11 protein-coding genes are annotated in these 12726 nt (G+C 62.9%); 4 read left to right on the top strand and 7 right to left on the bottom strand.

Going from position 1 to position 12726, the window contains the following annotated elements:
- Nucleotides 1-68: 68 nt before the first annotated feature.
- From BWR19_11385 to BWR19_11395, 3 genes are all read right to left on the bottom strand, one after another.
- Nucleotides 69-2045, bottom strand: coding sequence for a tricarboxylate transporter (locus BWR19_11385; protein APX93486.1), 1977 nt, complete (start codon nt 2043-2045; stop codon nt 69-71).
- 74 nt (nt 2046-2119) lie between these two features.
- Nucleotides 2120-3232, bottom strand: coding sequence for a tricarboxylate transporter (locus BWR19_11390; protein ID APX93487.1), 1113 nt, complete (start codon nt 3230-3232; stop codon nt 2120-2122).
- Between the two features lie 99 nt (nt 3233-3331).
- Entirely contained in the window at nt 3332-4432 is a 1101-nt protein-coding gene (locus BWR19_11395) for a 4-oxalomesaconate tautomerase (GenBank protein APX94997.1), read from the bottom strand.
- 149 nt (nt 4433-4581) lie between these two features.
- On the opposite strand from BWR19_11395, the gene BWR19_11400 reads away from it, so the two are divergent.
- Entirely contained in the window at nt 4582-5499 is a 918-nt protein-coding gene (locus tag BWR19_11400) for a LysR family transcriptional regulator (protein APX93488.1), read from the top strand.
- A gap of 97 nt (nt 5500-5596) precedes the next feature.
- Here the strand turns inward: BWR19_11400 and BWR19_11405 are convergent, their stop codons facing one another.
- Nucleotides 5597-6697 carry a 4-hydroxyphenylpyruvate dioxygenase gene (locus BWR19_11405; GenBank protein APX93489.1) on the bottom strand — a complete coding sequence of 367 codons (1101 nt, stop codon included), beginning with the start codon at nt 6695-6697 and terminating at the stop codon, nt 5597-5599.
- A gap of 222 nt (nt 6698-6919) precedes the next feature.
- On the bottom strand, nt 6920-7528 hold the full coding sequence (locus BWR19_11410; protein APX93490.1) for a lysine transporter LysE: 609 nt from the start codon (nt 7526-7528) through the stop codon (nt 6920-6922).
- 137 nt (nt 7529-7665) lie between these two features.
- Between BWR19_11410 and BWR19_11415 the strand changes: the two genes are divergently transcribed.
- Nucleotides 7666-8613, top strand: a complete 948-nt coding sequence (locus BWR19_11415) for a LysR family transcriptional regulator (GenBank protein ID APX93491.1) — start codon at nt 7666-7668, stop codon at nt 8611-8613.
- A 5-nt stretch (nt 8614-8618) separates the two neighbouring features.
- On the opposite strand, the gene BWR19_11420 is transcribed toward BWR19_11415, so the two are convergent.
- Complete coding sequence (locus tag BWR19_11420) at nt 8619-9812, bottom strand: formaldehyde dehydrogenase, glutathione-independent (GenBank protein APX93492.1); 1194 nt, start codon at nt 9810-9812, stop codon at nt 8619-8621.
- A 265-nt stretch (nt 9813-10077) separates the two neighbouring features.
- Here BWR19_11420 and BWR19_11425 point away from each other — a divergent pair, with 265 nt between their 5' ends.
- Nucleotides 10078-11229, top strand: coding sequence for a cyclopropane-fatty-acyl-phospholipid synthase (locus tag BWR19_11425; GenBank protein APX93493.1), 1152 nt, complete (start codon nt 10078-10080; stop codon nt 11227-11229).
- Nucleotides 11230-11399: 170 nt separating this feature from the next.
- Nucleotides 11400-12314, top strand: coding sequence for a GGDEF domain-containing protein (locus BWR19_11430; protein APX93494.1), 915 nt, complete (start codon nt 11400-11402; stop codon nt 12312-12314).
- A 6-nt stretch (nt 12315-12320) separates the two neighbouring features.
- Here the strand turns inward: BWR19_11430 and BWR19_11435 are convergent, their stop codons facing one another.
- Entirely contained in the window at nt 12321-12725 is a 405-nt protein-coding gene (locus tag BWR19_11435) for a globin (GenBank protein ID APX93495.1), read from the bottom strand.
- Nucleotide 12726: the final 1 nt, after the last annotated feature.

Below are 12726 nucleotides of genomic sequence, written 5' to 3' on the forward strand. Positions count from 1 at the left end.
GCCGTGCGAGACGCACGGCGCCGGCTTCTCACCCCACGCTCATGCCATCCCCTCGCACCAGCACGCCATTAGCGGAACCATAGCGCATCGAGGAGCCCCGTCGGGTAAGTGAGACTCATGAAATGAGCCATCGCCATCAGGAAAACCCCCGCGCCCGCTGCCAGTAGCACGGCAGTCCATGGCTTGGCCCTGGCAATGAACAGCAGGAAACCCAGACAAAACAGTATCGCCGAGGACACCAGACCGAGGCTTAGAATCATGCCCACGAGAGCGAAGAACCCTAGTATCCAGAGCATCTCTTCACGCAGCGGCAACCATGTCCAACCGGCACCGGCGAGCGTTAGCCTGACCGCCTCGGCCGCCATGGAGGCCAGGATGATCGTCATGGCCAGCAAGGGGAACACACTGCCCAGCAGGGACATCCCGCGCGTTTCGTACCAGGTCAACAGCGACAGTGCGAGCAGGCCAACGAACAACAGGATATCGATGTTGCTGAGGCGAAGCTTGCCTCCCTCCTGAGTCTCCGAAGCCCCCGCCCCATCACGCTTGAACTGCGAGCTGGACTGATTGGCCTGCGCACGCTTACGGCGGAAGCGCTGCAACAACGGCAGCAACAGCGAGACGGCAATCATGGTAGCAATGATGCCCACACCGGGCCGGGCAAAAGCGCTGCTACCCTGGAACTGTACGGCTTGATAGAAATACGTTTCAGCGCCGGCAGCGAGTACGAAGCCGATAAGAAAGGCAGGACGCGACCAGCCAGCGCGCTTCATTAGCACACCCAGCAGACCGACCAGGCCAAGCGCTATCAGGTCGCCAGTGGAGCGTGTCGCTTGATAGGCCGCAAACAGGATCAGCGTGGTGATCAAGGGCGCCAGAATGACAAAGCGCACCCGGGTCAGGCTGGCAACTGGCCCTGCCAACCCGATACAAAGCGCCGCACCGAGAATATTGGCTAATGCCAGCGACCAGATGATCGTATACGTCAGATCGAGGTGCGTTTCTATCATGCCGACACCCGGCTGCAGGCCCAGCAGCAAGAGCCCGCCTAGAAACACGGCGGCTGTTCCTGACCCGGGAATACCGAATAGCAGGGTAGGCACCATGGCACCACAGGCGGTGGCGTTGTTGGCCGACTCGGGCGCAATCACACCGCGAATGTCGCCTTTACCAAACTGCGACGTGTCCTTGGCACTCTGCACGGCATGACCGTAGGTCAGCCAGTCCACTACCGAACCGGCCAGACCGGGAATGGTGCCGATCAGGCTCCCCGCCCCGGCGCAACGCATCACCAGGCCGCGCTCTCTTGCAACGTCCCCGAAACCCTGTCGCCATCCCTTGCCGAGCGCGTAGGTCTGATTGGCAATGGCACCGCGCCCCTTCAGCAGGTCGATGATCTCAGGCAGCGCAAAGATGCCCAGGCCAACGACGACGAGGGGTAGGCCATCGTAGAGATAGTCGATATCGAGGTTGAGCCTGAATTCACCCGTGGCCGGCGCCATGCCGATACCGCCTACCAGCAGTCCCAGGCCGCAGGCCGCCAAGCCCTTGAACATGTCGCCCCCCGAAAGGACGGCCACCATGGATAGTCCCAACAGCGTCAACATGAATAGCTCTGAGGACGAGAAAGAGAGCACCACCGGCCGTGCCACGACGATGAACAGGGTAAGAATGATGGCGCCTATCAGGCCGCCGATCATCGACGAGAGAAAGGCACTCGACAGGGCACGTGCCGCCTGGCCCTGCTTGGCGAGGCTGAACCCATCCAGCACGGTGGCTTGCGACGCACTCGAGCCGGGAATACCCAACAGCACCGATGCAAAGGTGTCGCCGGTCGGAATGACCGCCACCAGCCCCATCAGCATTCCCAGCGCAATCGTGGGCTCCATACCATAGAGAAAGGGCAGCAGTATCGACATGCCGGCGATGCCGCCTAGCCCGGGAATGATGCCTACGATTAGCCCGATGGAAACGCCAAGCATCATGTAGAGCAGATGAGGCAAGGTAAAGACTTGCCCTAAGCTGGAGAGCAGTACATCAAACATAGGAAAAATCTCGTTGTAAATGGCAGCCTCCCGGGCTGCCCGCCAAGGCGGGCAACCCGATGCTCAGGTGCACCTTAGATCGAGGCACCGAAGCGGCTATCGAGCCAATCGGACAACCATTCACGAGTGCTCTCATCGAGGGTCATCACATCGCTGAGATGACGCTCTGCCACGTCTCCACTTACCAGACTGTAGGGTCCCAGCTGGGCCTCGGACTCCTCCAGAAAGCGCTCGTCCCCGATGAATGCGTTGACAGCATTGCGGTACTCGTCGATGACGCCCTGAGGCGTATCGGCAGGCAGCATGATCAGCTTTTGCAGCGCAAAGCCGGCGGCAAAGAACTGACGAAATGCCTCGTAGGCCGGCCCCTCGGGGTCGACGCCGTGCTGTTCTACATAGATTTCACTGAAGGTAGGCAGATCGGGGAACGCCGGGTCGCGGACCAGCTCCCCCTCATCATTCAACATGCCCAGCGAGAACAGGGGTATCGCATCCCCCGCCTCCACCAGGGGCTCGACGCTGCTGAAATACGCGGAGGTGGTCTGAAAATCGATCTTGGCCTCTCCACGCTCGAAGGCTAGGCGCCCTTCGCCACGGCTGCGCATGCCAAATACCGCCGTCACATCCATCTCCAGCATATCCAGCGCCATCAGTACAGGCATCTCCAGACCAGTGGGCGTTTGCGCGGCAAACTTCACGGGGGTTTCGAGAAGTGCTGCCATGACGGCATCCTTGTCTTCGCCCAGTTCGCTACTGGCATAGACCACTCCACCGGTAGGCGAGGCCAGCACCGGCACCCAGTCGGCGTAATCGTAGCGAACGCGGTCCTCGTTCAACATCGCCGGGAATTGCGTCGAGGCCGAAGTGGCAAGGATATGGCTGCCGTCACTGCTGGCCCGCCTGGCAAACACATTGGCCCCATTGATCGAGCCGCCGCCAGGCACATTATCGATCATGATAGTGGGTTCACTATCCAGGTATTCAGTAAGCCATGGCGCAAGGAACCGGGCCCATACATCGGTACCGCCACCCACGCCAAAGGGCACGGTGAAGGTGACATTGCTCGGCACATTGCCATCGGCGTGGGCGTAGCCGCCAAGTAACAGTGCAGCGCTCAGGACGCCGGCTTTTATGAACTTACCAGCTCCGGGGGTCGAGCCGACTTCGTTGTGGTGAAACAGTTTCATGGCGTTACTCCTTTCTACTTATAGGATATAGGCGTTACTGGACTTACCATCCACGCGCCAAGGCGCCTGCCATTCGAGGCCGACAAGGCCTCTACAAGGTCAAACGCATGCACTCAGCGGTGGATAGAAGATGTCTCCACTCATGATCTTGCGCGCTGTTCTTATCATCGACACACGCGATACATCGTGGCTTCCGCCACTACCGTGGGACACGTCGAGCTCCATGACACCGAGGGGGTGCTCGATACTCACACTTTGCAGAAGATCGCCCGGTTCAAGATGACCGGCCTTGACTGCCATCCGGTTGGCCAGCGTTCCCTCGACGCTTATGGCACTTGCCAGCGCTATCGCGCCGGTCACGGCTATCGATTTATGGCAGCTATGCGGAACGAAGTAGCGGGCGCGCAGCGTATATTCCGAGTGATCAGAGCAGGAGATGATGATTGGCTTGGGCAGAACGCTATGCGTCACATCTCCCATGCCCATGCGCCGCCCCGCCTTGCATCGAATCGCCTCCAGGCGGTCCAGCATGTCACGGTTGGCATCCAGACGATCGGCCGTTTCACTACCCTGGATGCCCAGTGAGCTTGCTGCTATAAGCACTACGGGAGTTGCCGCATCGATACAGCTCACCTCGACGCCATCAATCACATCGACGGGACTGCCAGTAGGTAACAAGTAGCCAGTCTTGGCGCCAACCACATCCAGAAAGCTCATGCGTATACCCGCGGCACTCCCGGGTACGCCACTAATGGATATATCGCCCTCGTAGCAGACCTGCTTCTTCGGTGTGGGAACCTGGCATTCGATGAAACGCTGCGTATTGAGATTGCGCACACGCACGCTGGTGATGCCATCCTTTGCCTCGACCAAGCCGGTTTCAATGGCGTACGGGCCAACTGCAGAGAGCATATTGCCGCAGTTCGGATTGAAATCGACATATCGCTTCATCACGTCGACCTGGGCGAACAGATAGTCTACGTCGGCATCGGGATGCAAAGATCGCTCGACAATGGCCACCTTGCTGGTCAATGGATTCCCGCCACCGATACCGTCGATCTGCAGCAGGTGACCCGAGCCCATAAGTCCCAGAAGCAAATCGGCTCTGGCTGCTTCTGACTCGGGCAAATCTCTCATTCTCAAGAAGGGCCCCCTGGAGGTACCGCCTCTCATGATGAGGCAGGGAATGCTATTGCTCATATGGGTCATTTCTCAGCTCATTTTGACGTTGTATGAGCTTGTCACCCAGTCTTTGATGTCTCAAATGCAAATATAAGTGTCATTTATGGCGATACACACATTAATGTGCTAGCGTTATTAGTTGAAAACAATGATGCAAGAGATATGCGATGCTCCATAGAGTCGAGTTTCTGGATCTTCAGGCGTTCGTGCTGGTCGCCGAGCTGGGGAATTTCCATGAGGCGGCCAAGCGTCTACACCTCTCACAACCTGCGCTATCACGCCGCATACAGAAGCTCGAAGAGGTGCTGGAGGTGTGCCTGCTCGAGCGCACCACCCGGCGTACACGCTTGACGGCGATCGGAGTGGACTTCCTGCCGCGGGCGCGACGGGTCATCGAAGAGTACGAGTCATCGATCTTGGGCATCAGGGAACTTGCGACCCATCAGAAGGGCACGCTGACCATCGCGTGCCTGCCGACGGCCGCCTTTTACTTTCTGCCCAGCGTCATTCGGGTGTTCAGCGAAGCCTGGCCCGGCATACGCATTCGCATTCTCGATGTGAGCGCCAACGAGGGATTGGAAAAGGTGGTGAGGGGGGAGGCGGATTTCGGCATCAACATGATCAGCGCGCAGACCCCCGAGGTGGCCTTTACTCCCTTGCTGAAAGACCCCTTCGTACTGGCCCTGCGCTCCGACCATCCGCTGGCCCACAAGCCCGAGATCCACTGGGACGACCTTCACGACGTGCGCTTGATCACGGTGAGTCGCGACAGCGGCAACCGCATCCTGCTGGACAATGCCCTCTCCGCCGATGGTATCCGCTTGAACAGCTTCTATGAGGTGCAGCACCTATCCACGTCACTGGGCCTTGTCGAATCGGGATTGGGCGTAGCGATCCTGCCGCGCATGACAATGCCCGGGGCAGACCACGACATTCTCTGTTCACGGGAACTTCCGGCCCCTACTATTCAACGCACCATCGGTCTGGTGACCAGCAACTCGCATAGCCTGTCGGGAACCGCGCAGCTGTTTATCGAGCTGCTTCTCGAGAAGTGGGGCCACTACAGCGAGGATGAACCCGCTTAGGCTGCCTGGGAGCGAGCGTCAGCCGTACCAGCCCATCATGTAAAACCCCGCGGCACGGGCCGCGGGGTCGGGTGTCAGGAGCGGTGTCTTGCCAGGCTCAGTCGTCCTTGAGCACGCCGCGGCGGATCTGGTCCTCCTCGATGGATTCGAACAGCGCCTTGAAGTTGCCTTCACCGAAGCCGTCGTTGCCCTTGCGCTGGATGATCTCGAAGAAGATCGGCCCGATCACCGTCTCGGTGAAGATCTGCAGCAGCACCCCTTCGCCTTCGCCGCCGTCGACCAGCAGGCTCAGCTCGCGGAGCTCGGCGACGTCCTCCTCGTGGTTGGGCACCCGTGCATCGACCTTCTCGTAGTAGGTGTCCGGGGTCGAGAGGAAGGTCACGCCGTTGGCCCGCAGCGCTCGCACCGTGGCATAGATGTCGTCGGTGGCCATGGCTAGGTGCTGGATGCCTTCGCCGTTGTATTCGCGCAGGAATTCGGCGATCTGCGAGTTGTCGTCGGCGGACTCGTTGATCGGGATGTGCATCTTGCCGCACGGCGCGGTCATCGCCCGCGACAGCAGCCCGGTCTTCTTGCCCTTGATATCGAAATAGCGGTTCTCGCGGAAGTTGGCGATATCGGTATAGAAATTCGCCCAGACGTCCATCTGGCCGCGGTCGACGTTGTGGGTCAGGTGGTCGAGCACCTGCAGGCCCACGCTGCGATCATTGGCGCTGCGGCCGGGAATCTTCTCGAAGTCGATGTCGTAGATGGTGCGACCCTGGCCGTCGACCTTGCTATCGACGAAGTAGAGCAGCGAGCCACCGATGCCGCGTACCGCCGGGATACCCACCTCGTCGGGGCCGACCGGATTCTCCACCGGCTCGGCGCCGTTGGCCACGGCATGCTCGAAGGCCTGCTGGGCATCGGCCACCTTCCAGGCCATGGCGCAGGCGCTGGGGCCGTGAATCTTGCCGAACTCGGCGGCGTGGCTGTTCGGCTCGGCGTTGAGCACGAAGTTGACGCCCTCCTGCTGGAACAGCGAGACCTGCTTGGAGCGGTGCTTGCGGGTCTCGGTGAAGCCCATCTGGACGAACAGCTGGCGAAGGGCCTCGATGCCTTCGTCGCTGGGCGCGGTATACTCGACGAACTCGAAGCCGTTGGTGCCGATCGGATTGCTGGCGCTCTGCTGCGGCGCGACCTGTGCCGGTGCGTTCATGGTGACCTCCTCAGGGTGTTGTTGTGGGTCGTGACCAATGTCGTGCCCCCAGCCTAGAGCCCTGGCCGCGCCGCGAGCAGGGCTATTTCATGCCCCTGGCGGAGTGTTTTGGCACCGCAGCGTCGGCCGCTGTAACGATTCCTTGCCAGCCACCGGCAGCCGTGATGGTGCGCCGCCGCCGCGGTCGAAAGACCTGACACCCCGTAACGAAACCCTTACAGATCATGGCAGCATCGCCCCGCTGGCAAGCCGCCAGGCCACCCAGGCCAGTATCAGTGCGATCAGCGTATCGATGATGCGCCATACCCGAGGACTGGCCAGGCGCGGCGCCAACCAGCCGGCGGCAGCCACCAGCCCGAAGAACCAGCCGAACGAGGCCAGCGCGGCGCCGATGAAGAACCCCAGCGGGCTTGGCTGCACCGCGCCGATGGCGCCCAGCAGTACCAGGGTTTCCAGATAGACCTGGGGGTTGAGCAGGGTTACCGCCAAGGTCGCCGCCAGCGCAGCACGCCAGGACCCTTGAGAGCCGCTGGCGGCCACCAGTGCATTGCTGAGCATCGCGCGGCGCAGTGCCAGCCACGCCTGCCAGGCCAGAAACGCCGCTCCCGCCCAGCGCGCCACCTCCATCAGCAGTGCCTGCTGGGCAATCAGTGCCCCCAACCCCAGCACCCCCAGGCCAATCAGCAGCCAATCGCACAGGGCGCAGACCCCGGCCACCAGCCAGGCGTGCTCTCGACGCAGCCCCTGCTGCAGCACGAAGGCGTTCTGGGCGCCGATGGCGACGATCAGGCCGGCACAGATCAGTAGTCCATGGGTGAGGGAAATCAGCACGCGCAGCTCCTCTTGGCAGCATCGATTGGAAGATCGTGCCGAGCAGGCTACGCTGGACGCTTAAATTAATGAAATTACTATAGCAACTGAGTGATTAGAAAAAATGATAACCAAGCCGACTGCCCGGGACCGTCAGAATGCTCGACTATAAGCTGCTTGCGGCACTGGCCGCGGTGGTCGACCAGGCTGGCTTCGAGCGCGGCGCGCGCCAGCTCGGCCTGACCCAGTCGGCGGTATCCCAGCGTATCAAGCTGCTCGAGGCCCGCCTCGGCCAGCCGGTACTGATGCGCAGCCCGCGCCTGGCGCCGACGCCACTCGGTCAGCGCCTGCTCAACCATGTGCAACAGGTACGCCTGCTCGAACACGACCTGCTCGATGAAGTCCCTGCGCTGGGCAGCGGCGATGAGCCGCGACTGCGCCTGGCCATCAACGCCGATAGCCTGGCGACCTGGTGGCCGGAGGCCGTGGGCCGCTTCAGCGACCGGCATCGGGTGCTGTTCGAGCTGGTGGTGGAAGATCAGGAGGTGGCGCTGAAACGGATGCGCGACGGCGAGGTCGCCGGGTGTCTCTGCGACTCACCGCGTCCGGTGCAGGGGGCACGCAGCCATGCGCTGGGCAGCATGCGCTACCGGGCGCTGGCAAGCCCGGCCTTCATCGCCCGCTACTTTCCCCACGGGGTGACGCCGAGCGCCCTGAAGCGGGCCCCGGCGCTGGTGTTTGGGCCCGATGACCGCCTCCAGCATCGCTTCCTGGCGATGTACGGCGTCGAGCCGCCGTTTCCCTACCACCTGTGCCCGTCGTCGCAGGGCTTCGTCGGCCTGGCCCTGGCGGGTCTCGGCTGGGGCATGGTGCCAGAGCGCCAGGCGGCGCGCGAACTCGATGCCGGGCGGCTCGAGGAGATCGACCCCAGCGGCCATCTCGCCGATGGCCGCCTGGTCGACCTCTCGCCCCACCAGGCGGTGGACGTGCCGCTCTACTGGCACCACTGGCGACAGGGCGGCCAGGTGCTGGATGCCCTGACCGCCCATCTGCTGGCACTCAGCGATAGCTGGCTGGTGCCGCCGGACGCCTCGCCCGGCGGCTGAGGCACTCAGGCAGCCACGCTGCCGTGGGGGTCGATGACGAATTTCTTCGCCACGCCGCCATCGAAGTCGGCATAGCCGCGCGGGGCGTCGTCCAGCGAGATCACCTGCACATTGACCGCCTGGGCAATATGCACCCGCTCGAACAGGATCGCCTGCATCAGCTGGCGATGGTACTTCATCACCGGGCACTGGCCGGTGTGGAAGGAGTGCGACTTGGCCCAGCCCAGGCCCAGGCGCATCGACAGGTTGCCGTGCTGGGCATCGGCGCTTTCGGCGCCGGGATCCTCGGTGACGTAGAGCCCCGGGATGCCGATCTGGCCGCCGGCACGGGTGATGTCCATGCAGGCGTTGAGTACCGCCGCGGGCTGCTCGTGGGAGTGATCGTGACCGTGACAGCGCGCCTCGAAGCCCACCGCATCCACCGCGCAGTCGACCTCGCGATCGCCGAGGATCGGTTCGAGCATATCCGCCATCGGCGTGTCTTCACGCAGATCGAGGGTCTCGCAGCCGAAGCTTCTGGCCTGGGCCAGGCGCTCGGGGTTCATGTCGCCGACGATCACGCAGGCCGCCCCCAGCAGCTGCGCCGAAACCGCCGCGGCCAGGCCTACCGGGCCGGCACCGGCAATATAGACGGTGCTACCCGGCCCCACCCCGGCGGTAACGCAGCCGTGGAAACCGGTGGGAAAGATATCCGAGAGCAGCGTCAGGTCGCCGATCTTGTCCATGGCGAGTTCACGATCGGGGAACTTGAGCAGATTGAAGTCGGCATAGGGCACCATCACGTACTCGGTCTGGCCGCCGACCCAGCCGCCCATGTCGACGTAGCCGTAGGCCGCCCCGGGGCGCGCCGGATTGACGTTGAGACAGATGCCGGTCTTGCCCTCCTTGCAGTTGCGGCAACGGCCGCAGGCAATATTGAACGGCACCGAGACGATATCGCCGACCGCGACGAACTCCACGTCGCGACCGCACTCGATCACCTCGCCGGTGATCTCGTGGCCCAGCACCAGCCCCTGTGGTGCGGTGGTGCGACCGCGCACCATATGCTGGTCGCTGCCGCAAATGTTGGTGGTGATCACCTTGAGGATCACCCCGTGCTCGCACTTGCGCTTGCCCAGCGCCAGTTCGGGAAAGGGAATGGCCTGGACCTCGACCTTGCCGGGGCCCATGTAGACCACCCCGCGGTTGGCTTGACTCATGGCTGGCGTCCTTCATTTATGCTGTGATTGGCGCCTACAGCCTAGTCAAGCTAGCCCCGCCCAACGTCTCAGGCGAGGCATCGGCATGCCCATTTGAGACATCCCGGCACTTACCCGCCCACGCTCGCCGAGTTACCACGCCAGTAACCGATCGGCTATGCTCATTAGAAAAGTCGTCAACAGCCATGACAAGACGTCGCCGCACGCCCTGCCGTCACTCTAGCCAACGCCCGGAGAGCCCACGCTAACGGAACAGGAGACTGCCATGACAAGCGACCCCAGAATCGGCCCCGTTCCCCTCCCCGATACCCGCGCGCGTCGCGTCGTCGAGCAGCTCCTCGAAGGCTCCGGTGTGACCCTCAACGGCAGCGCCGAGTGGGACATCCAGGTGCACCACCCCGACTTGTTCAGCCGCGTGCTCCATCAGGGCACACTGGGCCTCGGCGAGGCCTACATGGACGGCTGGTGGGAGTGCTCGCGCATTGACGAGATGGCCTGCCGGCTGCTGATGCACGGGCTAGGCGAACGCGCCCATACGCCCTCCGAGCGGCTCATGTACCGCCTGCAAACCGGCTTCTTCAATCTGCAGAGCAAGGCGCGGGCATATATCGTCGGCGAAGCGCACTACGACCTCGGAAACGACCTCTTCGAGCGCATGCTCGACCCCACCATGTGTTACTCCTGCGGCTACTGGAAAGGCGCCGACTCGCTGCACCAGGCTCAGCTCGACAAGCTCGACCTGGTGGCACGCAAGCTCGAGCTAGAGCCCGGCATGCGGGTACTCGATATCGGCTGCGGCTGGGGTAGCTTTGCCGAATACGCCGCCCACCACTACCGCGCCGAGGTCACCGGCATCACTATCTCCCGCGAGCAGGCGAGGTTGGCCCGGGAGCGCTGCGACGGCCTGCCGGTCAATATTCTGCTGCAGGACTACCGCGATCTCGATGGCCACTACGACCGCATCGTGTCGATCGGCATGTTCGAGCACGTCGGCCACCGCAACTACGCCACCTACTTCAGGACAGTAGAACGACTCCTCGAGGACGATGGCCTGTTCCTGCTGCACACCATCGGCTCCAACAACTCCGATATCACCGCCGACCCGTGGGTCAACAAGTACATCTTTCCCAACGGCGTGCTGCCCTCGGCAATGCATATCGCTCGGGCCGCCGAAGGGCACCTGCTGCTCGAGGACTGGCAGAATTTCGGCGCCGACTACGACCCCACCCTGATGGCCTGGCTGGCCAATCTCGACGCTCGCTGGCACGAGATTGCCGAGCACTACAGCGAGCGCGTTAGGCGCATGTTCCGCTACTACCTCTCGGTGTGCGCCGGCGCCTTTCGCGCCCGTGACCTGCAGCTCTGGCAACTGGTGTTCTCGCTCGGGCGTGCCGGGCGCTACGATGCGCCACGCTGACCGTACCATGACAAAGCGTCACACCTTGTAGTCAATCGCTTACATCCTTTGCAGGGTGACGCCTCCTCATGCTTAGGCGTATATTTGCCTGCTTATATTACGAGGTGCCAAGCACCCGACGAACAACAAGAAACACCAACGCAGCGGAACGCCTAGCCAGGAGGCCACCCATGCCTGCCGATGACAGCGTGCTGCCCGAGACCATGGAGAGTCTCGCGCAGCTCAAGGCCATGACCGAACGTATCCCCGGCATGATCTTTCAACTCTTTCGCAGTGCCAGCGGCCAGCTGCGCTTTCCCTATCTGGCCGGCAACGCCACCCTGATCCGCGACGGCGAGCGCCGCCTGCTCGCCGACGATGCCAGCTACGCGTTTGCACGCATTCACGCCGAGGATTTTCCGCGCCTGATGGCCGCCATCGAGCGTTCGGCCAAGTCGCTGACGCCGCTGGCCAAGCAGTTTCGCCTCTATCAGCCGTGCGGCGAGATTCGCTGGATCTCGGTGCGCGCTCAGCCCGAATGGCGCGGTGGCGGCACCCTGTGGCACGGCCTGATGATGGATGTCAGCGAACAGGTCGCCCATGAGGCGCACCTGCGCGAACTCTCCGACACCGACGAGCTCACCGGGCTGGCCAATCGCCGCAAGCTGATGTGTCGACTGGACGAGGAGATCTCCTCCGCGCGTCGTCACGGCTCGCCGCTGTCGCTGATGCTGCTCGACCTCGATCACTTCAAGGGCATCAACGACACCTGGGGGCATCTGCAGGGCGACCAGGTGCTCGAGGACCTGGCGCGACTCTGTGAGCAGCAGCTACGCGAAGAGGACATCCCGGCGCGGCTCGGCGGCGAGGAGTTCGCCGTGGTCCTGCCGCTAACACCGCTCTCGCACTGCCAGCCGCTTGCCGAGCGCCTACGCGAGGCGATTGCCCGCCACGACTTCGGTATCGGCCTCGGCAAGGTCACGGTCAGTATCGGGATTGCCGAGTACCGCCTGGGCGAGCCCCGCGAGGCCTTTATCGAACGCGCCGACCGCCACCTCTACGCAGCCAAGCATCAGGGGCGGGATCGGGTCATCAGCGCACCCTGAAGCCCTTCAGCGGCGCCGACACATCTCCGCCGGATGGCGCAGCTGGGCCAGCAGATAGGCCTTGAGCTCGGCATCCACGCCCTGCTCGTCGAGCGCCGTGGCCATGCACAGAAGCCAAGCATCGCGCTCCTCGGGACCGATATCCAGGTGAAGATGCGCCCCCGGGATGCTGATCGGCCCGAAGCGCTCGCGATAGCGCTTGGGGCCGCCCATCCAGCCGATCAGGAAGGTGGTCAGCTTGTCCTGCGCCTCGGCGAGGTCATCGGCATGCATGGCGCGAATCCGCTGCGCCTCCGGCAACCGCTGCATCGCCGCGTAGAAACGCTCGACGAGCGCGGCCACCGCCGCCTCACCGCCCAGCGCACGCAGGGTGCTGTCGCCGACACCGTAAATGCGCGGCGTATCGCTCATC

This window comes from Halomonas sp. 1513 (assembly GCA_001971685.1).
Classification (GTDB): Bacteria; Pseudomonadota; Gammaproteobacteria; order Pseudomonadales; family Halomonadaceae; genus Franzmannia.